The following is a 25,899-nucleotide window of genomic DNA, read 5'->3' on the forward strand; positions in this document are numbered from 1 at the left end:
CCTGCCTCTTCTTAATTCTTCGCGACAGCGGGTTGGGCTGTCGTGGGCGCTACAGGTTCCCGCCAGCCAACAGCGAGGCCGTTGGCGTAGCGCAGATCGATGCGCGCAATGTTCGTAATCTGTTCTTTAAGCGTCTTGTCATAGATGGCAATGAAGCGGCGCATCTTTTCCAGCAGGTTGCCGCGTCCCAGCAACAGTTCGATTCCCGGGCCCGCGCTGCCGGCGCCGGTGGTCAGGAACCAGCTGCCTCGATCACGCAATTCCAGGCGTGCAATCGAGAAGCCCAACGGCCTGAGCATCTGGCTCAGCACCTGGTATTGCTGCATCACTTGCTGTTGGGCCCGTTGTGGGCCGAACAGCTGTGGCAAGTGTTCGTAGTTCGCCAGCTCTCGCGGGGTGAACGCCTGCCCCTGGTTGTTCAACAGCGATTCATCGCCCCAACGGGCCACCGGCAGTTGTTCTTCCAGGCGGATCACCACTTGATCCGGCCACACCCGACGCACTTCGGCGTGGGCAATCCACGGCATCGTTTCAAGCTCGGTGCGCATGCTCGCCAGGTCGATGGTGAAGAAGCTCGACGCCACGTATGGAGCGATCCGCTGCTGCACCGCTTGCTGGCTGATGTAACTCAAGTCGCCCTGCACGTTGATCTTGGTGATCGGCCGGTCGGCGTACGGCAACAAACGCTGCGCGCCTTCGTAAGTGCCGAAACCCAGTGCGACCAACAGCACCGGCCAGAACAAGGATTTCAGAAAACCAAAATTGGCTTTCGGCAGGCGCGCAGACATCGGCTCTTTGGCCACCATTCGGCTGGCACCCCGCGGCACCGGCTTGCGGCCGGGTGGTGCGGAGGGCTGATGTCTCAGCTGTGCGCCTTGCATGGTCTTAACCTCGCGGCTCGTTATTGCCGGCAATGCTGGCGGCCAAAATCGCCAGAACCAGTTGCTGGAAATCCAGACCGGCAGCACGAGCCGCCATCGGCACCAGACTGTGATCGGTCATGCCCGGTGCGGTGTTGACTTCCAGGAACCAGAACTGCCCGTCGGCGTCCTGCATCACGTCAGCCCTGCCCCAACCGGCGATACCCAGCGCCTCACAGGCTTTCGCCGTGAGGTCCATCAGTTCTTTTTCTTTGCTGCTGTCCAGGCCACACGGAATCCGGTACTGAGTATCGGAAGCCACGTACTTGGCGTCGTAGTCGTAGAAACTGTGCGTCGTGCCCAGGGCGATCGGTGGCAACACCTGGTCACGCAGGGTGGCGATGGTGAACTCCGGACCTTGAATCCATTGCTCGACCAACACTTGCGAATCGTAGGTACTGGCCGCTTTCCACGCGTCGATCAACTCCGACGCGGAGGTCACTTTGGCCATCCCGATACTTGAACCTTCATGGGCCGGTTTGACGATCAAAGGGAAGCCCAGTTCCGTCGCCGCCGAAATACAATCGGCCTCGCTGCTCAGCACGGCATGGCGTGGCGTCGGAATACCGAGGCTGTGCCAGACCTGTTTGGTGCGCAGCTTGTCCATGGCCAGGGCCGAGGCCAGAATGCCGCTGCCGGTGTACGGAATACCCAAGCATTCCAGCAGGCCCTGCATGCTGCCGTCTTCACCGCCACGACCGTGGAGAATGATGAAGGCGCGGTCGATTTTTTCGTTCAGCAGACGCTGCAAAAGATCATCGCCCACGTCGAGACCAAACGCGTCCACACCGGCGCTTAGCAGCGCGTCGAGAACCGCGTTACCCGACTTCAGGGAAACCTCACGCTCGGCACTCTTGCCGCCGAAGAGCACGGCGACGCGACCGAAATCTTTCGGCAAGAGGGTGGAGACGAGGTTGGCGTAAGCAGCAGTCATTTCAACTTCCCCACACTCGGCGCAGCAACGGCGCCTGCGAACAACGGACTTTTCAACAGTTTCGGTGCGAGACCACCGATGTCACCGGCGCCCTGACACAGCAGGATGTCGCCAGCACGCAGCAGCGGCTTGACCACCGGCGCGAGGTCAACACCGCGCTCGATGTAGATCGGGTCGAGCTGACCGCGCTGGCGGATGCTGTTGCACAGCTTGCGGCTGTCGGCGCCCGGGATCGGTTCTTCACCGGCCGGGTAGACTTCCATCAGCAGGAGGACGTTGGCGTCGGCCAATACATTGACGAAATCGTCGTACAGGTCGCGGGTCCGGCTGTAACGGTGCGGCTGGTAGACCATCACCAGACGGCGTTCCGGCCAGCCACCGCGCACGGCTTTGATGACCGCGGCGACTTCGGTCGGGTGGTGACCGTAGTCGTCGACCAGCATCACGCTGCCACCTTCTACCGGCAGTTCGCCGTAGACCTGGAAGCGTCGGCCGACACCCTGGAACCCGGACAGGCCCTGGACGATGGCTTCATCGCTGACGCCCTCGTCGGTGGCGATGCAGATGGTTGCCAGTGCGTTCAACACGTTGTGGTTGCCCGGCATGTTCACCGAGACATCCAGCGGATCGCGATCAGGACGCAGCACGGTGAAGAAGGTCTGCATGCCCTGCTGGCGCACATTGATTGCGCGTACATCGCAGTCGTCGCCGAAGCCGTAAGTGACCGTCGGACGTTTCACCTGCGGCAGGATTTCACGCACCACCGGATCGTCCAGGCACACCACCGCCAGACCGTAGAACGGCAGGTTGTGCAGGAATTCGACGAAGGTTTTCTTCAGTTTATTGAAGTCACCGTCGTAGGTCGCCATGTGGTCGGCGTCGATGTTGGTGACCACGGCCACCAGCGGCTGCAAGTGCAGGAAGCTGGCGTCGCTTTCGTCAGCTTCAGCGATCAGGTAACGGCTGGTGCCAAGTTGAGCATTAGTGCCCGCGGCATTCAGACGGCCACCGATCACGAATGTCGGGTCCAGGCCACCGGCGGCAAACACCGAAGCGATCAGGCTGGTGGTGGTGGTTTTGCCATGGGTACCGGCGACGGCGATGCCGTGGCGGTAGCGCATCAGCTCAGCCAGCATTTCAGCGCGAGGCACCACCGGAATGCGGCGTTCCAGGGCGGTGGCGACTTCCGGGTTGGACGTGTTCACGGCACTGGAGGTAACCAGCACATCGGCGTTCGCGGCGTTCTCGGCGCGGTGGCCGATAAAGATCTGGGCGCCGAAGGACTCGAGACGCTCTGTCACCGGCGAAGCTTTCAGGTCGGAACCGGACACTTCATAGCCCAGGTTCAACAACACTTCGGCGATACCGCACATGCCCACGCCGCCGATTCCGACGAAGTGGATGCGACGGATGCGGCGCATTTCCGGTTGCGGCATGGCTTTCTGATTCTCAACCATGGGCCACCTCCAGGCAGGTATCGACCACGTTACGGGTTGCATCGGGTTTGGCCAGGCGGCGTGCCGCGGTGGCCATGTCGGTCAGTCGTTGTGGTTGCATCAAGACCTCTGTCAGGCGTGCGGCAAGATCCGCTGCGCCAGTCGTTCTTTGCGGCATCAGGAAGGCAGCGCCTTCACGGGCCAAATAATCGGCGTTGCGGGTCTGGTGATCGTCGATCGCATGGGGCAAAGGCACCAGCATCGAGGGCAGACCGGCGGCAGCCAGTTCACTGATGGTCAGCGCGCCTGCACGGCACACCACCAGGTCGGCCCAGCCATAGGCTTGGGCCATGTCTTTGATGAAAGGCTGCACTTGCGCCTCGACGCCAGCCGCGCGATAGCGCTCTGCAGTCACTTCATCGTGGTTTTTGCCGGCCTGATGAAACACTTCCGGGCGCAGGTCGGGGGCGACTTGCGACAGGGCTTCAGGCAGCAACTTGTTCAACGGTTCTGCGCCCAGGCTTCCACCCAGGATCAGCAAACGCGCCTTGCGACCGGCCAGCGCCTGTCGCGGTGTTTCGAGGAACAGCTCGGTGCGCACCGGGTTACCGGTGGTCCGACGGCTGCCCGACAGGGTAAAGGTGTCGGGGAACGCTTCACAGACTCGGGCGGCCAACGGCACCAGCAACCGATTGGCGGTACCGGCCACGGCGTTCTGCTCATGAACGATCACCGGCACGCCGGCCAGTTTGGCTGCAACGCCACCAGGACCGGTCACATAACCACCAAAGCCGACGACACACACCGGCCGCAGCTGACGAATGATCGCCCGCGCCTGCCAGATGGATTTGAGCAACATGAACGGCGCCTTGAGCAGGGACAATTTGCCCTTGCCGCGCAGACCGCTGGCATTGATTCGATGCAGTTCGATGCCGGCCACTGGAACCAGATCGTTCTCAATGCCGCGCGGGGTCCCGAGCCAATGCACGGTGTAACCACGGGCCTGGAATTCGCGAGCACAGGCCAGCGCCGGGAACACGTGGCCACCGGTGCCGCCGGCCATGATCAATACGTTAGCGCCCATGGGTCGGCTCCTCGGCGAAGTCGCTCTCATGGAACTCCATCTCTTCGCTGCCCAAGTGGGTTCGACTTTCCCATTCAATGCGCAGCAACAAGCCGAGACAGGCACAGCAGATCACCAACGAACTGCCGCCATAACTGAGGAACGGCAGGGTCAGACCTTTGGTTGGCAACAACCCGACGTTCACCCCGATGTTGATCAGGAACTGACCAATCCACAGGAACGACAAGCCGTACGCGATGTAGGCGGCGAAAAATTGCTTGGCCTTCTCGGCCCAATAACCGATGTACATGCCACGAATACAGACAAAGACGAACAGCGCCACCGTGCACAAAGAACCCACAGCACCCAACTCTTCGGCCAGGACCGAGAACACGAAGTCGGTGTGGGCTTCCGGCAGGTAGAACTGTTTCTGCACGCTGTTGCCCAGGCCAACGCCCAGCCATTCGCCGCGACCAAAAGCGATCAACGCTTGAGACAACTGATAGCCAGCACCGAACTGGTCGGCCCACGGATCCGCAAAGTTGGTCAGGCGCGCCATTCGATACGGCTGCACTTGAATCAACAACACCACCGCCGCGACCGCCAGGACAACCATCAAGGAAAAACGGAACAGCCCGACCCCGCCGAGGAACAGCATTGCAGCAGCAGCCCCCATCATCACGACCGTGGCGCCGAAGTCCGGCTCCATCAGCAACAGACCCGCCATTGGCAGCAGAACGATGAACGGCTTGAAGAAGCCCATCCAGCTTTCACGCACTTCTTTCTGGCGACGCACCAGGTAACCGGCCAGGTAAATAACGACAAAGACCTTGGCGATTTCCGACGGCTGAACGTTGAAGAAACTGAAGCCGATCCAGCGCATCGAACCGTTCACTTCACGACCGATCCCCGGGATGATCACCATCACCAGCAAACCGAACGCACCAATCAGCATCAGCCAGCCCAGGCGTTGCCAGGTGGCGATCGGAATCATCATGGTGACGATGCAGGCACCCAGGCCCAGCACGATGTAAATAAGGTGGCGAATCATGTAATACAGGGCACTGCCCGACTGCACCGCAGCCACTTCGGTCGAGGCCGATGCAATCATGACCAGCCCGAGGCCGATCAACGCCAGGCAGCCGGCGAGCATCGGGAAGTCGAGGTCGATGCCGCGCCCGGTGATGATCGGCGACGGATAGGGCTTGATGATGTTCATCAGGCTCATACCAGATCCTCCACAGCGCGGACGAACTGGTGACCACGGTCTTCGTAATTCTTGAACATGTCGAAACTGGCGCAGGCCGGGGACAGCAGCACCGCGTCGCCCTTTTCTGCGATGGCGCGGCATTGCTCGACCGCTTCGACCAGCGAGTTGACGCGAATCAGTGGCACGGCATCGCCGATGGCCTGAGCGATCAGCTCGGAGTCGCGGCCCATCAACACCACGGCGCGGCAGTTGGCCGTCACCGGATCACGCAGGTCCTTGAACTCGGCACCCTTGCCGTCGCCACCGGCGATCAGCACGAGTTTGCCGTCGATGTCCGCGCCCAGGCCTTCGATGGCAGCCAGTGCGGCACCGACGTTGGTGGCTTTGGAATCGTTGTAGTAGCTCACGCCATTCAGGTCACGGACCCACTGGCAGCGATGCTCAAGCCCGGCAAAGGTACGCAGGCTCGAGAGCATGGCATCGAACGGCAAGCCGACCGCGTGCCCCAGCGCCAATGCCGCCAGAGCATTGGACTGGTTGTGGGCGCCGCGAATTTTCAACTCGCGCACCGGCATCAGGTTCTGGAATTCGAAGGCCAGGTACTTCTCGCCGTCTTCTTCGCGGATACCGAATGCCTTGAAATCGGGCTTGCTCAAACCGAAAGTCCAGCACGGCTGACCTTCGCCCATCAGCGGACGGCTCAGGGCATCCTGACGGTTGACTACAAACTGCTTGGCACCCCGGAAGATCCGGTGCTTGGCCAGGTGATAGGCCGGCAGACCGCTGTAGCGGTCCATGTGGTCTTCGCTGACGTTGAGCACGGTCGCCACTTCGGCGTTGAGTTGATCGGTGGTTTCGAGTTGGAAACTCGACAGTTCCATCACGTACAGCTCGACGTCGTCGCTGAGCAGGTCCAGCGCTGGCGTGCCGAGGTTGCCGCCAACAGCGACACGCTTGCCGGCCGCTGCAGCCATCTCGCCCACCAATGTGGTGACGGTGCTTTTCGCGTTGGAACCGCTGATGGCGACAATCGGCGCCTTCGCGTTACGCGCGAACAGCTCGATGTCACCGGACAATTTCACGCCACGGGCGGCGGCAGCCTGCAGGGCCGGGGTCGCCAGCGCCAGGCCGGGGCTCACGTAGAGCTCGTCGGCGCGGCACAGGAATTCGACGTCCAGCTCGCCACAACGCACTTCCACGTGCGGATAGTCACGCTTGAGCGTGGCCAGTTCCGGTGGATTTTCCCGCGTGTCGGCGACAGCAAACGACGTGCCCCGGTTCGCCAGGAAGCGAACCAGGGACATGCCGCTCTTGCCGAGGCCGACAACGATGCGGAAGTGGTCAGAAGCGATCAGAGACACTCGTTCTACCTCAGCTTCAGGGTGGCAAGGCCAACCAGCACGAGAATCACGGTGATGATCCAGAAACGGACGATCACGCGTGGCTCGGGCCAGCCCTTGAGTTCAAAGTGGTGGTGAATCGGTGCCATGCGGAACACACGGCGACCGGTAAGCTTAAAGGATGCGACCTGGATGACGACTGACAGGGTCTCCATCACGAACACGCCGCCCATGATGAACAGGACGATTTCCTGACGGACGATCACCGCGATGGTGCCCAGTGCCGCGCCCAGCGCCAGTGCGCCGACGTCGCCCATGAACACCTGAGCCGGGTACGTGTTGAACCAGAGGAACCCGAGGCCCGCGCCGATCAAGGCGCCGCAGAACACGATCAACTCGCCTGCGCCCGGCACATACGGAATCAGCAGGTATTCAGCGAATTTCACGTTACCTGACAGGTAGCAGAAGATTCCCAACCCGCCGCCGACCATTACGGTGGGCATGATCGCCAGACCGTCGAGGCCGTCGGTCAGGTTGACCGCGTTGCTCGAGCCGACGATCACGAAGTAGGTCAGGACGACGAAGCCTATGCCCAGCGGAATGCTGTGGTCCTTGAGCATTGGCAGGATCAGGGTGGTTTCCACCGGCGTCGCTGCAGTCATATAAAGGAAGATCGCCGCGCCCAGTCCGAACACCGATTGCCAGAAGTACTTCCAGCGGCTCGGCAAGCCACGGGAGTTCTTCTCGATCACTTTGCGGTAGTCGTCGACCCAACCGATGGCGCCGAACAACAAGGTCACCAGTAACACAGTCCAGACATAACGGTTGGTCAGGTCAGCCCAAAGCAACGTGCTGACGCCGATGGACGAAAGAATCAGCGCGCCGCCCATGGTCGGGGTGCCCGACTTGGACAAGTGCGATTGTGGACCGTCGTTACGAACGGACTGACCGATCTGACGGTTCTGCAAAGTGCGGATCATCCACGGGCCAAAGCACAGCGACAAAACCAACGCGGTCAGCACACCGAGAATCCCGCGCAGGGTCAGGTACTGAAAGACCGCGAAGCCTTTGTAGAACTGTTGCAGATACTCCGCTAGCAGCAGCAGCATTAATGTTTCTCCAGGCTGGTCCCGCACAAAGCGACGACGATGTTTTCCATCGCAGCGCTGCGCGAGCCCTTGATCAAAATGGTGGTGTTTGTGTCTTGCTCGGCGCCCAAGGCCTTGATCAGCTCAGCCTGAGTGGCAAAGTGATAAGCCTGCTCGCCGAAAGCGTTCACGGCGTGAGCCATCATTGGCCCGACAGCGTAAAGCGCGGAAACCTTGCCGCGGGCGTACTCGCCCACATCGCGGTGCCCCTGCTCCGCCCAATCGCCCAACTCGCCGATATCCCCGAGCACCAGAACGGTGCGACCGGAAAAGCCGGCAAGTATATCAACGGCGGCGCACATGGAGGTGGGGTTCGCGTTGTACGTGTCATCGATTACGCGCATGCCATTGGTGGCCAGTTGCGCAACGGTGCGGCCCTTGACCGGTTGTACTGCGCCGAGACCGGTGGCGATGCCGAACAACGACACGCCCAGCGCATGGGCGGCGGCGGCGGCGGCCATGGCATTGGCAACGTTATGGGTGCCGAGCAGGTTCAGTTGAACGCGCTCCATACCTTCAGGACTGTGCAGGTTGAACGCCGGGCAACCGCGAGCGTCACGGTCCAGATCGCTGCCGTAGAAATCGGCGCTGACATTGCTCAAGGCGAAGGTCAGCACTTTGCGACCGGCAGCGCGGGTCTTCCAGATGTCGAACGCCTTGTCGTCAAGATTGAGAACGGCGACGCCATCGGCATCCAGCCCTTCGATAATCTCGCCCTTGGCTTCGACGATTTTTTCCGGCCCGCCGAACTCGCCAACATGGGCGGTCCCGGCGTTGTTGAGCACGGCTACATGAGGTTTGGTCATGCCGACGGTGTAGGCAATTTCGCCGAGACGCGAAGCTCCCAGTTCGATCACCGCAGCGGTATGTTCCGGTACGAGTTCGAGCAGGGTCAGTGGAACGCCGAGGTCGTTGTTCAGGTTGCCACGGGTCGCCAACACCGGACCGCGCGTGCGCAGGATGCTGGCGAGCATTTCCTTGACCGTGGTCTTGCCGCTGGAACCGGTAATCGCTGCGACAGGATGGGTGTAAGCCGCACGGTTCAACGCACCGAGTTGCCCCAGCGCCTGACGAGTATCTTTCACCAGCAATTGCGGCAGTGTGCTGTCGGCGACTTCACGCTCGACCAGCGCCGCTACGGCACCTTTTGCGGCGACGTCATTGAGATAGTCATGACCATCAAAACGCGGGCCGGTCAGGGCAATAAAGAGCTGGCCTGGTTTGATCGCGCGGCTGTCGATGCTGACGCCGTCGAAGCTGGCATCGGCAGTGACCAAGCGGGCATTCAGCGCGCCGGTCAGTTCGCTCAGTTTCAAGGCTTTAAGCATGGACCACCTCCCACGCGGTCAAGGCGTGATCGGCCTCGACCAGATCAGAGAACGCGTGACGCTGGCCGTTGACTTCCTGATAGTCCTCGTGACCTTTACCGGCCAGGACAATCACGTCATCCGCCGAAGCGCTGGCGATCAATTGGGCAATCGCCTGGCCACGGCCAGCGACGAAGGTGACTTTATCCACAGCGGTAAAACCGGCGCGGATGTCGTCGAAGATCACTGCAGGGTCTTCAGTGCGGGGGTTGTCATCGGTCACCAGCACGCCGTCAGCCAGACGCTCGACCACTTCAGCCATGAGCGGGCGTTTGCCGCGATCGCGATCACCACCACAACCGAACAGGCACAGCAAACGGCCTTTGGCGTGTGGACGCAGGGCCATCAAGACTTTTTCCAGCGCATCCGGCGTGTGGGCGTAATCGACCACTACCAGCGGCTGAGTACCGCCGCCGAGGCGCTGCATGCGTCCGGCCGGGCCTTCGAGTTTCGGCAGCACGTTGAGGATTTCGTCCAGCGCGTAGTCCAGACCCAGCAAGGCGCCGACCGCAGCCAGCACGTTGCTCAGGTTGAAGCGACCGAGCAAAGTGCTGCGCAGATGATGCTCGCCCTGCGGCGTGACCAGCGTGGCGCGCACGCCTTCGTCATCGAACTGTGCTTCACGGCAATACAGGTAGGCGCTGGCATCTTCCAGGCTGTAGGTGATCAGGCGCGACTCGCGTTTATCGGCTGCCAGTTGGCGGCCGAATTCGTCGTCAAGGTTAACCACCCGGCACTTCAAATCATTCCAGGCGAACAGCTTGGCCTTGGCTTCGCCGTAGGCTTGCATGGTGCCGTGGTAATCCAGGTGATCGCGGGACAGGTTGGTCATCACCGCCACATCGAACGCCAGTGCGGTCACGCGGCCCTGATCCAGACCGTGGGAAGAAACTTCCATGGCTACGGCTTTGGCGCCGGCCTTTTTCAGGTCGGCGAGGGTCGCCTGCACGGCGATCGGGTTCGGCGTGGTGTGCAAGCCGCTTTCGAGTGCCCCGTAAAAACCGGTGCCCAACGTGCCGACGATGCCGCAGTGCTGGCCGAGCAAATCCAATGCTTGCGCAACCAACTGCGTCACGCTGGTTTTGCCGTTGGTGCCGGTCACGCCGATCAGGTTCAGGTGACGACTAGGGTCACCGTAAAAACGCCCGGCAATGTCCGACAACTGCGCCGCCAGGCCTTTGACCGGAATCAGCGGCACATCGGTAATCGGCAATACAGTCGCGCCTTCGACTTCATACGCCACAGCGGCAGCGCCGCGTTGCAGGGCGTCGGCGATGTGCGCGCGACCGTCGAGTTTGCCGCCAGGGACGGCGAGAAACAGATCGCCAGCCCGCACGTTGCGGCTGTCCAGGGTCAGTTCGCGGATCAACAGATCGCGGCCGGCGTGGGCAAAAATCTTGTTCAGACTCAGAGACATCAGCCTCGCCCTCCATTGGCTTTCAGCGGAACGACCGGTGCTGCGTTCGCTTGTTGAGTAGGTGGCAGGTTGTCCGGGGTGATGTTCATCAGGCGCAAGGTCCCGGACATCACTTTGCTGAACACGGGCGCCGATACCAGACCACCGTAGTAACCGGCTTTGGTCGGTTCATCGATCACCACCACAATGGCGTAACGCGGATCGCTCATCGGGCCGAAGCCGGCGAACAGCGAGCGGTAGGAATTCTCGGCGTAGCCTTTGGTGCCGACCGACGTTTTACGCGCGGTACCTGACTTGCCGCCCACGTGATACGCCGGCACTTGCGCACGGAATACACCGCGCGGGGCTTCGATCACTTGTTGCAGCATGGTTTGCATGGTTTTCGCGACAGCTTCCGGCAATACCTGTGTGGTTTGCGGCGCCTTGTCGGATTTGATCAGGGTCAGCGGCGCGAGGCGACCATTGTTGGCCAGGGCCGAGAAAGCGTGGACCAACTGGATCGCGGTCACCGAGATACCGTAGCCGTAAGACAGCGTGGCGGTTTCAGCCTTGCGCCATTCGCGGTAGTTCGGCAGGTTGCCGACGCGCTCGCCCGGGAAGCCCAGGCCCGTGTCCTGGCCGAGGCCGACTTTTTGCGCCAGACGGAAAATCGTTTCGCCGCCGATATCGAAGGCGACCTTACTCATGCCGACGTTACTGGAGTTGATCAGAATGCCAGTTAGGTCGAGTACCGGACCTTCACTCTTGGATACGTCCTTGATGGTGTATTTACCAATCTGCAAGGTGCCCGGGTACACCTCAACGGTATCGGTTGGCTTCCAGCGCCCGGTTTCAATCGCGGCGCTCATGGAAATCGCTTTCATGGTCGAACCCGGTTCGAACACGTCGATCATCGCGCGGTTACGCATCATCGCCGGTTGCAGGTTGCGACGGTTGTTCGGGTTGTAGGTCGGCTGGTTGACCATGGCGAGGATCTCGCCGGTCTTCACGTCCATGATCACCAGGCTGCCGGCCTTGGCGCCGTTCTCGATGATCGCGTTACGCAGTTCGCGGTTGGCCAAATATTGCAGACGCAGGTCAATGGACAACGCCAAGGGCTTACCGGCCTTGGCGTTTTTGGTCACCTGAACATCTTTGATAAGTCGACCGCGTCGATCCTTGATCACCTGTCGCTTGCCGGGGACCCCGGCCAGCCATTCGTCGTAGGCCAGCTCGACGCCTTCACGACCGTGGTCATCGATGTCGGTAAAACCAACCATATGGGCAGTGACTTCACCGGCCGGGTAGAAACGCCGGAATTCTTCGATGCCATAAACGCCCGGCACTTTCAGATCGAGCACGGACTGGCCCTGTTCGGGGGTCAGCCCGCGCACCAGATAAATGAATTCTTTGTTGGCCTGGGCCTCGAGACGTTCGGCCAGGGCTTTCGGGTCCTGCCCCAAGGCAGCCGCCAGTGCAGGCCACTTTTCTTTGGCCGTTTGCATTTCCTTGGCATTGGCCCAAAGGGTGGTGACTGGGGTACTCACGGCCAAAGGCTCGCCGTTACGGTCGGTGATCAGACCACGGTGAGCCGGAATCGGAATATGACGAACACTGCGCGCGTCGCCCTGACCTTTAAGAAAGGCACGGTCGACTACTTGCAGATCGATAATGCGCCAGGCAATCGCCGCGACCATGACGCCGAGCAAACCCAGCACCAGGCGGAACCGCCATGGAAAGAGTGCGCCCTCGAGTTTCATCATGGCGCCACCATCTGCACTTCAGCTGCGCCAGGAATGCGCATCTTCAGTTGCTCGGTCGCCAGGACTTCGATACGGCTGTGGGCGGTCCAGGTGCTCTGTTCGAGAATCAAACGGCCCCACTCCGCTTGCGCCTTGTCGCGCACGCTCAACTCGTTGTACAGCGAGTTCAGCAGTTGACGGTTCCAGTGGGCGCTGTAGGAAACGCCGATGGCCGACACGAGCACGCCAATAAACAGCAGAAACATGAAAAAGCTTCCGCCGGGAAGTGGCTTGGCGAAAAGCTTGCTCACCGCAGCTTCTCCGCGACGCGCATGACGGCGCTACGGGAACGTGGGTTGGCTTTGAGTTCGGCCTCGGAGGCGGACTGCGCTTTGCCATGGATTTTGATTATTGGTTCGAAGGCGACGTGACGTACCGGCAGGTTGCGCGGCAGGTTGTCGGCTTCGCCTTTCACCAGCTTGCGCATGAACAGTTTGACGATGCGGTCTTCCAGCGAGTGGAAGCTGATGACCACCAGACGGCCGCCGACTTCCAGGCATTCCAGCGCGGCTTCGAGGCCGGCTTCCAGATCACCCAGTTCGTTGTTGACGTGAATACGCAAGCCCTGGAACGCACGGGTCGCCGGGTTTTTGCCCTTTTCCCAGGCCGGGTTGGCGACTTTCAGGACTTCAGCCAGATCGGCAGTGCGCTCGAACGGCTTGATGTCGCGACGCTCGGCCACGGCACGGGCCATGCGGCCGGAGAAACGTTCTTCGCCGTATTGCTTGAACACTCGGGCGATTTCTTCCACCGGGGCGGTGTTGACGAATTCGGCAGCGCTGATCCCGCGGGACGGATCCATGCGCATGTCCAGCGGGCCATCATTGAGGAAACTGAAGCCGCGCTCAGGGTCGTCGAGCTGCGGCGAGGACACGCCGAGGTCGAGCAAAACGCCGCTGACCTTGCCGTCCAGACCACGTTCGGCAACTTCCGAACCGAGCTCGGCAAAGCTGCGCTGTACAACGACAAAGCGGCCGTCTTCGGCCGCTAGCGTTTGCCCGGTGGCAATCGCTTGAGGATCTTTATCGAATCCGAGCACCCGACCCTCGGGACCGAGCTGGCTGAGGATCAACCTGCTGTGTCCGCCGCGCCCGAACGTACCGTCCAGATAGCAGCCATCAGGACGTACGGCGAGAGCCTCCACGGCTTCGTCAAGCAGTACGGTGATGTGGTTAAAGCCGCTATCAATAGTCACAGGATCAAATCACGCAGTTCATCAGGCATGGCGCCCGGTTGTTGAATGGCAGCCAGGTCAGCGGCAGAAACCGCATCCCAGGCATCCTCGTCCCACAATTGGAACTTGTTGAGTTGGCCTACCAACATCGCGCGCTTATCCAACTTGGCATATTCACGAAGACGCGGTGGAACCAGAAAACGACCACTGCCATCGAGCTCGAGGTCGACGGCATTACCAATCAGTAAACGTTGCAGGCGGCGGTTCTCTTCGCGAAGCGAAGGCAGTGCGCGCAGTTTGGTTTCAATAATTTCCCACTCATCGAGGGGGTAAACACACAAACACGGATCAACGGCATCAATTGTGACGATTAACTGACCGGAACTACGCGAAACGAGCTCGTCACGGTACCGGCTCGGCATAGCGAGACGGCCCTTTGCATCGAGACTGATAGCGTTAGCTCCGCGAAACACGACAGCGTTTCTCCAAATATTAGCGTTTTGAGCTCAAAAAACCCACTTCATGCCACTTTCCGCCACTTGTGCACACTATAGGAATGCGGCCACCGCACCGTCAAGGCGCGGATTAAAGGAAAAGCCTTACAGAACTGAGATTTAGGAGCGTATTAGGAGGGGTAAGGAGAATCAGACGTGTAATCCCGCTCAATAACTTGAACCAGCACTGATGGCTGCGCTCGAAAGTTAAAGTAATTTGTTAAGAGTAAGATTTTTTCGGTATTAGGAAAGTGCTTCTGCTGTTGATTCTGTAAGGAGGGAAATTGCTACTACAGGCGCCCTGCTCAATGATTAAAGCAGGTAGGGGGAAAAAGGTGGAGAGTCGATCTGTAAGCCGGGTTCTGTCTTGAACAGTCATTCGTCTACGATGGCCATCACTGGACATCTTTAGCAACCTACCCGGTCCCAGCGCGGGCCACGCCTTGGGACCCTATTTGGTCTTGCTCCAAGTGGGGTTTACCTAGCCACGAACTGTTGCCAGACGTGCGGTGCGCTCTTACCGCACCTTTTCACCCTTACCGGCGCCGAAGCGCTTAGGCGGTTATTTTCTGTGGCACTTTCCGTAGGCTCACGCCTCCCAGGCATTACCTGGCACTTCGCCCTATGGAGCCCGGACTTTCCTCCCCCCCCTAATTTTCATAGAGGGCAGCGACTGTCCGATCGACTCTCCGCCGCGAAGATTAACGGCAGAGCAGCCGAAGGACAAGCGCTAAACGCCTTGGGCTACGCCTGCACGTCGGTTTTTACTCGCCCTTCTGTTTATCCAGCGCGACCTGATAGAGCACATTCTTGCGCTCGCCGGTAATTTGCGCCGCCAACGCTGCGGCTCGCTTGAGCGGCATTTCTTCAAGCAACAGATTCAGAATGCGCATCGCTTCACTGCTGACGGCGTCCTCGGTCTCGGGGGCAGACCAACCCGCCACCAACACCACGCACTCACCGCGCTGCTGATTGCTGTCTGACTCGACGAACTCGCGTAACTCGGCCAGCGGCAAGCCTTTAAGGGTTTCGAAAGTCTTGGTCAGCTCGCGCGCCAGCAACGCAGGACGTTCACCACCAAACACCAACTCCATGTCTTGAAGGCACTCAAGGATCCGGTGCGGGGCTTCATAAAAAATCAGCGTACGCGGTTCTTCCTTTACCAACTCAAGACGGGCACGCCGACCGACAGCCTTGGCCGGCAGGAAACCTTCGAAGATGAAACGGTCCGACGGCAACCCCGCCGCCGACAACGCTGCGATCAACGCGCAGGCGCCCGGAACCGGCACCACATTGATACCCGCAGCACGAGCCTGACGCACAAGGTGATAACCCGGATCGGAAATCAACGGCGTGCCGGCATCTGAAATCAGCGCCACATCGTCGCCGGCAAGCAAGCGAGTGATAAAGCGGCTACCTTCATCCCGCTCATTGTGTTCATGGCAGGCCGCCAGCGGCGTAGGAATACCGAAATGCTGCATCAATCGCTGTGAGTGACGGGTATCTTCGGCGGCGATCAGGGCGACCTCGCGCAGGATTTTCAGTGCACGCGCACTGATATCGTCCAGGTTGCCGATGGGCGTCGCCACCACATAAAGCGAGCCAGCAGCGGAATTCAAAGCACCTGGAGCAGTCAAAGCGCACACCTCATGATCGGTAAAAGCCGCCATTGTAGCGCGTCGCGACGCTCGCGATACGCGCAAGCAACCCTCGGTTTTGCAGCCTTTTGTGCAGTGCCGCAACATTTGCACGAGCTAAATTGATCGATTCACACCAGTAACATCGCGCCCCGGCCAGTGCTTGGGTACAATTCCACGCTAATTTGATCGAGTATCAGGAACACTTACATGATCGCTTGCCTGCGGCTGCTCACTGCCCTCTGCCTCGCTGCCTTGCTGGCGGCTTGCGCCAGCTCGCCCTCCTCCAGCCTTGGCGAACTTCCACGGACCCCGGATGCCAGTATCGAGCAATTGCTCGCACAGGCCGCTCAAAGCAAAGACCCGGAAAAAGCCTCCCTGTTGCGCCTGAGCGCGGCAGACCTGGCCTATCGTCAGGGGAATGCCGGCCAGTCCGCGCAAATCCTGCAACAAGTCCCCGTCGAAACACTCAAGCCTGGCCAACAGGTTTTCGCCAGTACCCTGGCGGCTGAACTGGCCATGGTTCGCAATCAGCCCAAAGCGGCGCTGACAGCCTTGAGTCATCCGAGCCTGCAACGCCTGAGTGAACTGCCGGTTGAGCAACAGGTTCGCACCGGCACCGTCCATGCCCGCGCCCTTGAAGCCGATGGCCAGACGCTGGCCGCCGCACGGGAGCGCATCTTCATCGCGCCAATGCTCGAAGGTGACGCGGCAAGCAAAAACCACGAAGCGATCTGGACCCTGATCGCCTCGCTGCCGACCGATCAATTGCAGCCGAGCGCCACCGACGACCTCGGCGGCTGGATGGGCCTGGCACTGGCGGTGAAAACTGCCGGCACCCTGGAACAGCAGCAAGCCGCGATCGACAACTGGCGCGCACAGAATCCAAAGCACCCGGCCGCCATCCAGTTGCCGCTGCCACTGACCAAGCTCAAGGAACTGGCCAGCCAGCCCCTGAGCAAAATCGCCCTGCTGCTGCCACAGGACGGCCCGCTGGCGTCGGTCGGCAAAGCACTGCGCGAAGGTTTCATGGCAGCTCACTACCAGGCCCAACAAGCCGGGCAGAAGCCGCCAGCCATCGAGCTCTATGACAGCTCGCGCCTGACGTCCCTCGACGAGTTCTATCGCAAGGCTCAGGCCGACGGCGTGCAACTGGTCGTCGGCCCGCTGGAGAAACCTCTGGTCAAACAGCTCAGCGCTCGCCCGCAACTGCCGATCACCACCCTGGCGCTGAATTACAGCGAAGGCGCACAAGGTCCGGCCCAGCTGTTCCAGTTCGGTCTTGCGGCTGAAGACGAAGCCCGTGAAGTGTCCCGCCGCGCTCGCGCCGATGGCCTGCATCGCGCAGCCATCATGGTGCCGAAAGGCGAATGGGGCGATCGCGTCTTGAAAGCGTTCAGCCAGGATTGGCAGGCTAACGGTGGCAGCATCGTCGCTACCGAACGTGTCGACCAACCGGTTCAACTGGCCCAGCAGATCGCCGACATGTTCCAGCTGCGTCAGAGCGAAGGTCGTGCAAAGAGCCTGCAAAGCACCGTTGGCGGGCAGGTAGCCGCCCAGCCTTCGCGCCGTCAGGACATCGAGTTCATCTTCCTGGCTGCAACGCCTCAGCAAGCCCAGCAGATCAAGCCCACCCTGAACTTCCAGTACGCCGGTGATGTGCCGGTTTATGCCACCTCCCACGTGTTCAGCGCCAGCGGCGACGTGAATCAGTACAACGACATGAACGGCATTCGCTTCTGCGAAACCCCATGGTTGCTGGAGGCCAACGATCCACTGCGCAAACAGGTTACCGCTCAATGGCCACAAGCTGCTGGCAGCCTGGGCCGTCTGTACGCGATGGGCGTTGACGCCTATCGCCTGGCACCACGCCTGGGTCAACTCAAGGCTCTGCCGGACAGCCGCATCGAAGGTCAATCGGGCAGCTTGGGCATGACTGCAACCCAGCGAGTCGTGCGTCAGTTGCCATGGGCACAGTTCGTCAGCGGCCAGGTTCAACGCCTGCCGGACACCCCGCGCTGATGCCCGACGGATCACGCCAGCAAAGCGGTAAAGATGCCGAGCGCCATGCGCTCGAACATCTTCAACAACAAGGTCTGCGCCTGCTGGCGCAGAACTGGTTGTGTAAACGCGGCGAGCTTGATCTGGTCATGCTTGATGGCGATACAGTAGTATTCGTTGAAGTCCGCTACAGAAAAAACACTCAATGGGGTGGCGCGCTCGGTAGCATCGATGAGCGCAAACGGCAGAAGCTGATAGTTGCCGCGCAGTATTTTCTTCAGCGCGAGTCGCGTTGGGCCAATTCCCCTTGCCGTTTCGACGTGGTTGCCATCGACAGCAACCTTGATCAGTTGAACTGGTTGCAGAATGCCTTCGACAGCTGATCGCAAGCACCCCGAACCGGACACTTTCACCCAACACTTTTGCTCTTTGCTTTGCGGGCTGCACATTCATGTGCCGAGTAGCCGCGCTAATTAAGGTCACACAGATGGACATGCAATCCCGAATTCGCCAGCTTTTTCAGGCCAGTATCGATACCAAGCAAATGGCGATGGACGTACTTGCACCGCACATCGAGCAAGCCAGCCAAGTGATGGTCAACGCCCTGCTCAACGAAGGCAAAATGCTGTCCTGCGGCAACGGCGGCTCTGCCGGTGATGCCCAGCACTTCTCGTCCGAGCTGCTCAACCGTTTCGAGCGCGAGCGTCCGAGCCTGCCAGCGATTGCGCTGACCACCGACAGTTCGACGATCACCTCGATCGCCAACGACTACAGCTACAACGAAATCTTCTCCAAACAGATCCGCGCCCTCGGCCAGCCGGGTGACGTATTGCTGGCGATTTCCACCAGTGGCAACTCAGCAAACATTATTCAAGCGATCCAGGCCGCACATGATCGCGAAATGATTGTCGTAGCATTGACCGGTCGCGATGGCGGCGGCATGGCATCGCTGCTATTGCCCGAGGACGTCGAGATTCGCGTACCGGCCAACGTCACCGCACGTATTCAGGAAGTCCACCTGCTGGCGATCCATTGCCTTTGCGATTTGATCGACAGCCAACTGTTCGGGAGTGAAGAATGACCCCTAATCGCCTAGGCCTTCTGGCCTTGACCCTGTGCCTCGGCATCAGCGGCTGCACCTCGGTGGTTAACGCCAGCCGTGAAGCACCGATTGAAGATGACCGCGGCACCCGCACCTTCGGCAGTAAGATCGACGACTCTCTGATCGACACCAAGGTCGGCGTGAACATTGCCAAGGCCGATCCAGCCCTGGATAACGACTCGCACATCGTCGTCACCAGCTTCAATGGCATCGTGCTGCTTGCCGGGCAAACCCCGCGCGCAGACCTCAAGGCCAAAGCCGAACAGGCTGCGGCGGCTGTTCAGCGGGTGAAGACGGTTCACAACGAACTGCAGGTTCTGCCACCCTCCGGTTTCCTTGCCCGCCAGAATGACACCTGGCTGACTTCCAAGATCAAGACTCAGATGCTCACCGACCCGAACATCCCGGGCTCGCGCATCAAGGTTGTTACCGAGAACGGCATCGTCTACCTGCTGGGCCTGCTGACCAAACAGGAAGCCGCTCAGGCCACCAACCTGGTGCAAGGCGTTTCCGGTGTGCAGAAGATTGTGAAACTGTTCGAATACATCGACTGACACGCAACACGCAGACATAAAAAAGGCGATCCATCTGGATCGCCTTTTTTATTACTTCACCACTTTCAAACTGGGTCGACCGCTGGGACGCGGCGGCTCGCTGTCGGGTGGCGGAATATCATCATCCGGCTCGATCTCTTCCTCGTCTTCCATAGGCGATTCCAGATCGAACACCATGCCCTGACCGTTCTCCCGGGCGTAAATACCCAGGATCGATGCGATAGGCACGTACAGGGTGTGCGGCACGCCACCGAAACGCCCTTCGAAGCTGACCGCTTCGTTGTCCATGTGCAGATGACGCACGGCTGCCGGCGATACGTTCAGGACAATCTGTCCGTCACTGGCAAAACCCTGAGGCACCTGCACCGACGGATACTCGGAATTGACCAGCATGTGCGGGGTGCAATCGTTGTCCACAATCCACTCGTAGAGCGCGCGGACCAGATAAGGTCGACTGGAGTTCATAGCGGCTCCTTAAGCCTTAGCGCATATCGCGTTCGACACCAGACAGACTCGCCTGGAAAGCCTCACGCGCAAACGAGCGCTCCATGTAATCAAGCAGCGGCTTGGCAGGCCGCGGCAGTTCAATACCCAGAATCGGCAATCGCCAGAGTATTGGCAATAGGCAGCAATCCACCAGGCTTTGTTCCTCACTGAGGAAAAACGGCTTGTCGGCGAACAACGGCGACACGCCAGTCAGGCTTTCGCGCAGCTCTTTACGAGCCACGACACGGGCTGCTTCCTTGGACCGGGAATCCAGGATCAGATCCACCAGACCACACCAGTCACGCTGAATACGATGAATCAGCAGACGGCTGTTGGCACGCGCCACTGGATAAACCGGCAGTAAAGGCGGGTGCGGGTAACGCTCATCCAGATATTCCATCACCACGGTCGACTCCCACAACGCCAGGTCACGATCGACCAGGGTGGGCAAGCTGCCGTAAGGGTTCACTTCAATCAGTTTAGGCGGCTGGCGACCAGCTTCCACGTAAATGATCTCGGCGCTGACACCCTTCTCTGCAAGTACGATACGCACTCGGTGGGAATAGTGGTCGGCGGGGTCGGAGTAACAGGCCAACCGATTGGTCACGCCCATGGCGGTCCTCCTCGCTTGTTGAAATTATCGGAAACGGAAAAACGCGCGCGCCCAGAGGGCGCCTCCCGTAACGCCTGGATCACCAGGCTCGTTACACCTTCAGAGACGCCCTTGGGCGCGCGCGATTGACAGCAATTTTACAGCAATATCAATGGACGTCTTTCCAGTATTCACGCTTGAGCAAGTAAGCGAATACGAAGAAGAACGCCAAGTACAGCAACACATAGGTACCGATGCGCTGATGCTGCAGCTTCACCGGGTTGGCCGAGTAGGCCAGGAAGGTCACCAGATTCTTGACCTTCTCGTCGAACTGCTCTTCGCTCAGCGTGCCGGTTTTCGGCATTACGGTCAGCTGGTCGCACGCTTCATGAGTCAGCGCCGTACCGGTCAGCGGATCGTATTGCTTCTTGCCGTCTTCGACGATTTGAACTTGTTTGCAGCCTACCACCTGACGACCCTGCAGGCCGACCAGAACGTTAGGCATCCCGACGTTCGGGAACACCTTGTTGTTCACGCCCCAAGGACGCGATGGGTCTTCATAGAAGGATTTCAGGTAACCATAGAGCCAGTCGGTACCACGAACACGAGCGACCAATGTCAGATCCGGTGGCGCGGCACCGAACCAGGTCTTGGCATCAGCCGGCTGCATGCCGATGTTCATGTGGTCACCGATCTTGGCGCCAGTGAACACCAGCTTCGACAGCATGAGATCGTGAGGAATGCCCAGATCATCGGCTACACGTTCGTAGCGCTGGAACTTGGCGCTATGGCAACCCATGCAATAGTTGGCAAACGTACGTGCGCCATCCTGCATGGCAGCCTGGTCGGAAACGTCGATGTCGACTTTTTCCAACTCGGGAGCACCCGCTGTCGACGCGAACGAGAACACTGGCATGGCAGCAAGAATCAGTACAGCAAATAGCTTTTTCATCAGCCAGTCACCCTTTCCGGAACCGGTTTGGTCTTCTCGAGCCTGGTGTAGAACGGCATCAGAATGAAGTAGGCGAAGTACAGGAAGGTACATACCTGCGACAGCAACGTCCGCCCAGGGGTTGGGGCCAATACGCCCAGCACGCCCAGGATCACGAACGAGATGCAGAACACCCAGAGCCAGATCTTGCTCATCCAGCCTTTGTAGCGCATCGACTTGACCGGACTACGATCGAGCCATGGCAGGACGAACAGCACAGCGATGGCCGCGCCCATGGCGATAACGCCCAGGAGCTTGTCCGGAATTGCCCGCAGAATCGCGTAGAACGGGGTGAAGTACCAGACCGGAGCGATGTGCTCTGGAGTCTTGAAGGCGTTCGCCACTTCAAAGTTCGGCTTCTCGAGGAAATAACCACCCATTTCCGGGAAGAAGAACACGATCGAGCAGAAGATGAACAGGAACACCACCACGCCGACGATATCTTTCACGGTGTAATACGGGTGGAAGGCAATGCCGTCCAGCGGTACGCCGTTTTCGTCTTTGAATTTCTTGATGTCCACGCCGTCCGGGTTGTTCGAACCGACTTCGTGCAGCGCCAGAACGTGCAGCACCACCAGACCGAGGATCACGATCGGCAAGGCAACAACGTGCAGGGCGAAAAAGCGGTTCAGGGTGATACCGGAAATCAGGTAGTCACCACGGATCCACTGAGTCAGATCGTTGCCGATGACCGGGATCGCACCGAACAGCGAGATGATCACCTGGGCACCCCAGTAGGACATCTGCCCCCACGGCAACAGGTAACCCATGAAGGCTTCAGCCATCAGCGCCAGATAGATCAGCATACCGAAGACCCACACCAGCTCACGCGGCTTCTGGTACGAACCGTAGAGCAAGCCACGGAACATGTGCAGATAGACCACGATGAAGAACGCCGAAGCGCCGGTGGAGTGCAGCAGACGCAGGATCGAGCCGTACTCGACGTCGCGCATGATGTATTCGACGGATGCAAACGCCTCTTCCGCCGATGGGGTGTAGCTCATGGTCAGCCAGACACCGGTAACGATCTGGTTGACCAGAACGAGCAGTGCGAGGGAACCAAAGAAGTAGAAGAAGTTGAAGTTCTTCGGGGCGTAGTACTTGCTGAGATGGTCTTCCCACATTTTGGTCGCGGGAAAGCGCGCATCAACCCAATCCATGAACTTGCTCATCACGCTTTCTCCGTATCGACGCCAATGACAATGATGTCATCGGTCTCATAGGAATGCGGGGGAACTGGCAGGTTCAAAGGCGCAGGTTGCGACTTGTAGACGCGGCCAGCCAGATCGTAGTGGGAACCGTGGCAAGGGCAGAAATAACCACCTACCCAGTCCTTGCCCAGATCCGCAGGTGCCACTTCTGGACGGAAGGTCGGCGAGCAACCCAGGTGCGTGCAGATACCGATCAGCAGCAGAACCTCTGGCTTGATCGAACGCGTTTCCGGGTCGACATAGGTCGGTTGTGTCGAGTTCTTGGAGGTCGGGTCAGACAGCTGGCCCTCGATCTTTTTCAGATTCCCCAGGATTTCCTCGGTACGGCGGACAATGAACACCGGCTGACCGCGCCACTCAGCAATCATCTGCTGGCCTGGCTCGATTTTGCTGACATTCACCTTCACCGGTGCACCTGCGGCTTTCGCCTTGGCACTGGGAAACCATGACCCCACGAACGGGACCGCAGCCCCCACCGCTCCTGCAGCACCCACCACGGATGTGGCTGCTACCAAGAAGCGACGCCGGCCTGCATTCACGCCGTCATTGCTCATTCAGTCCTCTCCCATCAGCTTTGTGGCCTGTTAAATCAGGCGTCTACTAAGTAAAAATCTGAACTTATAAAAATTTTGCCGAATGGTAATGAAAAGCCCCAATTCTGACAAGGTAATTACCGAGGGGCTCCACTGCCAAGCCTTGCAGTATAGGGCTTCTACGGCTGTGGCAAGTTGTCACAGAGCAATTCTTCGATAACTCACGCCCATAAAAAAACGCCCAGCTTCGCGAGGAAGCTGGGCGTTCTTTTTGAACGTAAAAGCGAATTAACGCTTCGAGTACTGCGGACGCTTACGCGCTTTACGCAGACCAACTTTCTTACGTTCAACTTCACGTGCATCGCGAGTAACGAAGCCAGCTTTGCGCAGAGCGCCACGCAGGGTTTCGTCGTACTGCATCAGTGCGCGAGTGATACCGTGGCGGATTGCGCCAGCTTGACCACTTACACCACCACCGATCACGGTGACGTAGATGTCGAATTTCTCGACAGTCTCAGTCAGTTCCAGCGGCTGACGAACTACCATGCGGGCAGTTTCGCGGCCGAAGAAATTTTCCAGGGTGCGGTTGTTGATGGAGATGTTACCAGTACCCGGACGCAGGAAAACGCGTGCGGTTGCGGTCTTGCGACGGCCAGTGCCGTAATTTTGAGTCGCCGACATAATGAACTATTCCGTTAAAACTTCAGTTCTTGGGGCTGCTGAGCAGTATGAGGGTGTACAGCGCCCGCATAGACTTTCAGCTTACGATACATGTCGCGACCCAGCGGGTTCTTAGGCAGCATGCCTTTGACCGCGGTCTCGATCACGCGCTCAGGGGCTTTAGCAATCAGCTTTTCGAAGTTGATCGACTTGATGCCGCCCGGGAAACCGGAGTGGGAGTAGTAGATTTTGTCGGTGGTTTTAGCACCGGTTACACGAATCTGCTCGGCATTGATAACAACGATGTAATCGCCGGTGTCAACGTGAGGAGTGTACTCAGCTTTATGCTTGCCACGCAGACGGCTCGCGATTTCGGTGGCCAGACGACCCAGGGTCTGACCTGCAGCGTCGACGACAAACCAGTCGCGCTGTACTGTTTCCGGTTTAGCAGTAAAAGTTTTCATTCTTTATAGCCTCAGGGGCCGCCCTGTAAATTAGACGGCGGATCTTACTGAATAGTGCGTACTTTGACAAGTCAAAGGCAGCCGGATACAGACGCTTTCGGGGGCTCGGGTCGGCGCGTCCGTTCAACGGCAAGATTCTTCGGCGGCGGCGCATCACTTCCACTGCAGAAAGAGGTGCGCAATTATGCAGATTGCGAAAAATAATTCAACCTGCTTTTATGATTGTTTTGCCCAAGGAGCACCCGATGGACTATCGACAGCTAGGCCGAACCAATCTGAACGTGAGCGCCATCTGCCTCGGAACCATGACCTGGGGCGAGCAAAACAGCGAGGCTGAAGCCTTCGCCCAGATTGAACGAGCCAAGAGTGCCGGGATCAATTTCATCGATACCGCCGAGATGTACCCGGTGCCGCCCAAGGCCGAAACCTACGCCTCCACCGAGCGCTACATCGGCAATTACTTCAAAAGCCGCGGTGATCGCGCCGACTGGATCCTGGCCAGCAAGATCGCCGGCCCCGGCAACACCATCGACTACATCCGCGACAAAAACCTGCGACACAACCGCCAGCACATCACCGAAGCCGTGGACGCCAGCCTCAAGCGCTTGCAGACCGACTACATCGACCTCTACCAGCTGCATTGGCCGGAGCGCAGCACCAATTTCTTTGGTCAGCTCGGTTACAAACACACGACCGCAGCCAACCTCACGCCGCTGGAGGACACCCTCGAAGCGCTGGACGAACAGGTCAAGGCCGGCAAGATCCGCCACATCGGCCTGTCCAACGAAACGCCATGGGGCACCATGCGTTTCCTCGCCCTGGCGGAAGCCCGTGGCTGGCCGCGCGCTGTGTCGATCCAGAACCCGTACAACCTGCTCAACCGCAGCTTCGAAGTCGGCCTCGCGGAAATCGCAATCCGCGAACAGTGCGGCCTGCTCGCCTATTCGCCGCTGGCGTTCGGTTTCCTGTCGGGCAAGTACGAAGGTGGCGCGCGTCCGCCTAAAGGCCGCCTGAGCCTCTACAGCCGCTTCAGCCGCTATTTCAACCCGCAGTCGGAAGCAGCGTGCAGTCGTTATGTGGCACTGGCGCGTGAACACGGCCTGGATCCGGCACAAATGGCGTTGGCGTTCGTTACGCAGCAGCCGTTTGTGACCAGCAACATCATTGGCGCGACGACGATGGAGCAATTAGAGAGCAACATCGCCAGCTTCGAGTTGAAGCTGTCGGATGAAGTACTGGAGGGGATTGAGGCGATTCACAAGGATCACCCGAACCCGGCACCTTGATTGATTCATAGGCCCCATCGCGAGCAAGCTCGCTCCCACAGGTACAGCGCAATCCCTGTGGGAGCGAGCCTGCTCGCGAAGGCGTCAGTCCAATCACT

26 protein-coding genes and 1 other RNA gene are annotated in these 25,899 nt (G+C 59.4%); 5 read left to right on the forward strand and 22 right to left on the reverse strand.

The window, feature by feature from the left end; translation table 11 throughout:
• Positions 1 to 11: 11 nt before the first annotated feature.
• The 15 genes from QFX16_RS23925 to rsmI all read right to left on the reverse strand — a co-directional run bounded on the left by QFX16_RS23925 (position 12) and on the right by rsmI (position 15,954).
• Complete coding sequence (locus tag QFX16_RS23925) at positions 12 to 881, reverse strand: cell division protein FtsQ/DivIB (RefSeq protein WP_008147517.1); 870 nt, start codon at positions 879 to 881, stop codon at positions 12 to 14.
• Positions 882 to 885: 4 nt separating this feature from the next.
• Complete coding sequence (locus QFX16_RS23930) at positions 886 to 1,854, reverse strand: D-alanine--D-alanine ligase (RefSeq protein WP_283181601.1); 969 nt, start codon at positions 1,852 to 1,854, stop codon at positions 886 to 888.
• Entirely contained in the window at positions 1,851 to 3,311 is a 1,461-nt protein-coding gene (gene murC, locus QFX16_RS23935; protein WP_283181602.1) for a UDP-N-acetylmuramate--L-alanine ligase, read from the reverse strand. The genes QFX16_RS23930 and murC overlap by 4 nt, the downstream gene beginning before the upstream one ends.
• Positions 3,304 to 4,374: an undecaprenyldiphospho-muramoylpentapeptide beta-N-acetylglucosaminyltransferase gene (gene murG, locus QFX16_RS23940; RefSeq protein ID WP_046048250.1), complete on the reverse strand. Its 1,071-nt coding sequence runs from the start codon at positions 4,372 to 4,374 to the stop codon at positions 3,304 to 3,306. The genes murC and murG overlap by 8 nt, the downstream gene beginning before the upstream one ends.
• Positions 4,364 to 5,581, reverse strand: a complete 1,218-nt coding sequence (ftsW, locus tag QFX16_RS23945; RefSeq protein ID WP_095130486.1) for a putative lipid II flippase FtsW — start codon at positions 5,579 to 5,581, stop codon at positions 4,364 to 4,366. The genes murG and ftsW overlap by 11 nt, the downstream gene beginning before the upstream one ends.
• Positions 5,578 to 6,924, reverse strand: coding sequence for a UDP-N-acetylmuramoyl-L-alanine--D-glutamate ligase (gene murD, locus QFX16_RS23950; protein ID WP_283181603.1), 1,347 nt, complete (start codon positions 6,922 to 6,924; stop codon positions 5,578 to 5,580). Before murD ends, ftsW begins: the two co-directional genes overlap by 4 nt.
• A 5-nt stretch (positions 6,925 to 6,929) precedes the next feature.
• Positions 6,930 to 8,012, reverse strand: a complete 1,083-nt coding sequence (gene mraY / locus QFX16_RS23955; protein ID WP_283181604.1) for a phospho-N-acetylmuramoyl-pentapeptide-transferase — start codon at positions 8,010 to 8,012, stop codon at positions 6,930 to 6,932.
• Positions 8,012 to 9,379 (reverse strand): UDP-N-acetylmuramoyl-tripeptide--D-alanyl-D-alanine ligase, encoded by a 1,368-nt coding sequence (locus QFX16_RS23960; protein ID WP_283181605.1) that lies wholly within the window; start codon positions 9,377 to 9,379, stop codon positions 8,012 to 8,014. The genes mraY and QFX16_RS23960 overlap by 1 nt, the downstream gene beginning before the upstream one ends.
• Positions 9,372 to 10,835 carry a UDP-N-acetylmuramoyl-L-alanyl-D-glutamate--2,6-diaminopimelate ligase gene (locus QFX16_RS23965; RefSeq protein WP_283181606.1) on the reverse strand — a complete coding sequence of 488 codons (1,464 nt, stop codon included), beginning with the start codon at positions 10,833 to 10,835 and terminating at the stop codon, positions 9,372 to 9,374. Before QFX16_RS23965 ends, QFX16_RS23960 begins: the two co-directional genes overlap by 8 nt.
• On the reverse strand, positions 10,835 to 12,574 hold the full coding sequence (locus tag QFX16_RS23970; RefSeq protein WP_283184627.1) for a peptidoglycan D,D-transpeptidase FtsI family protein: 1,740 nt from the start codon (positions 12,572 to 12,574) through the stop codon (positions 10,835 to 10,837). The genes QFX16_RS23965 and QFX16_RS23970 overlap by 1 nt, the downstream gene beginning before the upstream one ends.
• Positions 12,574 to 12,867, reverse strand: coding sequence for a cell division protein FtsL (gene ftsL / locus QFX16_RS23975; protein WP_033053422.1), 294 nt, complete (start codon positions 12,865 to 12,867; stop codon positions 12,574 to 12,576). The genes QFX16_RS23970 and ftsL overlap by 1 nt, the downstream gene beginning before the upstream one ends.
• The gene (rsmH, locus tag QFX16_RS23980) at positions 12,864 to 13,811 is read right to left on the reverse strand and encodes a 16S rRNA (cytosine(1402)-N(4))-methyltransferase RsmH (RefSeq protein ID WP_411741480.1); all 948 of its coding nucleotides are present in this window, start codon (positions 13,809 to 13,811) and stop codon (positions 12,864 to 12,866) included. Before rsmH ends, ftsL begins: the two co-directional genes overlap by 4 nt.
• On the reverse strand, positions 13,808 to 14,263 hold the full coding sequence (gene mraZ / locus QFX16_RS23985) for a division/cell wall cluster transcriptional repressor MraZ (protein WP_008147486.1): 456 nt from the start codon (positions 14,261 to 14,263) through the stop codon (positions 13,808 to 13,810). Before mraZ ends, rsmH begins: the two co-directional genes overlap by 4 nt.
• A gap of 356 nt (positions 14,264 to 14,619) precedes the next feature.
• Positions 14,620 to 14,973, reverse strand: an RNA gene (rnpB, locus tag QFX16_RS23990) — RNase P RNA component class A.
• Between the two features lie 75 nt (positions 14,974 to 15,048).
• Positions 15,049 to 15,954 (reverse strand): 16S rRNA (cytidine(1402)-2'-O)-methyltransferase, encoded by a 906-nt coding sequence (rsmI, locus tag QFX16_RS23995; protein ID WP_161990822.1) that lies wholly within the window; start codon positions 15,952 to 15,954, stop codon positions 15,049 to 15,051.
• Between the two features lie 177 nt (positions 15,955 to 16,131).
• Here rsmI and QFX16_RS24000 point away from each other — a divergent pair, with 177 nt between their 5' ends.
• From QFX16_RS24000 to QFX16_RS24015, 4 genes are all read left to right on the forward strand, one after another.
• Positions 16,132 to 17,943, forward strand: coding sequence for a penicillin-binding protein activator (locus QFX16_RS24000; RefSeq protein ID WP_283181607.1), 1,812 nt, complete (start codon positions 16,132 to 16,134; stop codon positions 17,941 to 17,943).
• Positions 17,943 to 18,305 carry a YraN family protein gene (locus QFX16_RS24005; protein WP_201185765.1) on the forward strand — a complete coding sequence of 121 codons (363 nt, stop codon included), beginning with the start codon at positions 17,943 to 17,945 and terminating at the stop codon, positions 18,303 to 18,305. The genes QFX16_RS24000 and QFX16_RS24005 overlap by 1 nt, the downstream gene beginning before the upstream one ends.
• 104 nt (positions 18,306 to 18,409) lie before the next feature.
• Positions 18,410 to 19,003, forward strand: a complete 594-nt coding sequence (locus QFX16_RS24010) for a phosphoheptose isomerase (protein WP_008025961.1) — start codon at positions 18,410 to 18,412, stop codon at positions 19,001 to 19,003.
• Positions 19,000 to 19,578 (forward strand): BON domain-containing protein, encoded by a 579-nt coding sequence (locus QFX16_RS24015; protein ID WP_283181608.1) that lies wholly within the window; start codon positions 19,000 to 19,002, stop codon positions 19,576 to 19,578. The genes QFX16_RS24010 and QFX16_RS24015 overlap by 4 nt, the downstream gene beginning before the upstream one ends.
• 51 nt (positions 19,579 to 19,629) lie before the next feature.
• Here QFX16_RS24015 and QFX16_RS24020 read toward each other — a convergent pair whose 3' ends face one another.
• The 7 genes from QFX16_RS24020 to rplM form a co-directional block, all read right to left on the reverse strand.
• Positions 19,630 to 20,043: a ClpXP protease specificity-enhancing factor gene (locus QFX16_RS24020; protein ID WP_008155980.1), complete on the reverse strand. Its 414-nt coding sequence runs from the start codon at positions 20,041 to 20,043 to the stop codon at positions 19,630 to 19,632.
• 16 nt (positions 20,044 to 20,059) lie between these two features.
• Positions 20,060 to 20,677: a glutathione S-transferase N-terminal domain-containing protein gene (locus QFX16_RS24025; RefSeq protein ID WP_008155978.1), complete on the reverse strand. Its 618-nt coding sequence runs from the start codon at positions 20,675 to 20,677 to the stop codon at positions 20,060 to 20,062.
• Positions 20,678 to 20,825: 148 nt separating this feature from the next.
• Positions 20,826 to 21,608 carry a cytochrome c1 gene (locus QFX16_RS24030; protein WP_283181609.1) on the reverse strand — a complete coding sequence of 261 codons (783 nt, stop codon included), beginning with the start codon at positions 21,606 to 21,608 and terminating at the stop codon, positions 20,826 to 20,828.
• Complete coding sequence (locus tag QFX16_RS24035) at positions 21,608 to 22,819, reverse strand: cytochrome b (RefSeq protein ID WP_283181610.1); 1,212 nt, start codon at positions 22,817 to 22,819, stop codon at positions 21,608 to 21,610. The genes QFX16_RS24030 and QFX16_RS24035 overlap by 1 nt, the downstream gene beginning before the upstream one ends.
• On the reverse strand, positions 22,819 to 23,412 hold the full coding sequence (gene petA, locus QFX16_RS24040) for a ubiquinol-cytochrome c reductase iron-sulfur subunit (protein ID WP_007905300.1): 594 nt from the start codon (positions 23,410 to 23,412) through the stop codon (positions 22,819 to 22,821). Before petA ends, QFX16_RS24035 begins: the two co-directional genes overlap by 1 nt.
• A gap of 267 nt (positions 23,413 to 23,679) precedes the next feature.
• Positions 23,680 to 24,072 carry a 30S ribosomal protein S9 gene (gene rpsI / locus QFX16_RS24045; protein WP_003216038.1) on the reverse strand — a complete coding sequence of 131 codons (393 nt, stop codon included), beginning with the start codon at positions 24,070 to 24,072 and terminating at the stop codon, positions 23,680 to 23,682.
• Positions 24,073 to 24,086: 14 nt separating this feature from the next.
• The gene (rplM, locus tag QFX16_RS24050) at positions 24,087 to 24,515 is read right to left on the reverse strand and encodes a 50S ribosomal protein L13 (protein WP_007905295.1); all 429 of its coding nucleotides are present in this window, start codon (positions 24,513 to 24,515) and stop codon (positions 24,087 to 24,089) included.
• A 245-nt stretch (positions 24,516 to 24,760) separates the two neighbouring features.
• Between rplM and QFX16_RS24055 the strand changes: the two genes are divergently transcribed.
• The gene (locus QFX16_RS24055; RefSeq protein ID WP_283181611.1) at positions 24,761 to 25,801 is read left to right on the forward strand and encodes an NADP(H)-dependent aldo-keto reductase; all 1,041 of its coding nucleotides are present in this window, start codon (positions 24,761 to 24,763) and stop codon (positions 25,799 to 25,801) included.
• The last annotated feature ends 98 nt before the right edge of the window (positions 25,802 to 25,899 follow it).

It is taken from the genome of Pseudomonas svalbardensis (assembly GCF_030053115.1).
Lineage (GTDB): Bacteria > Pseudomonadota > Gammaproteobacteria > Pseudomonadales > Pseudomonadaceae > Aquipseudomonas > Aquipseudomonas svalbardensis.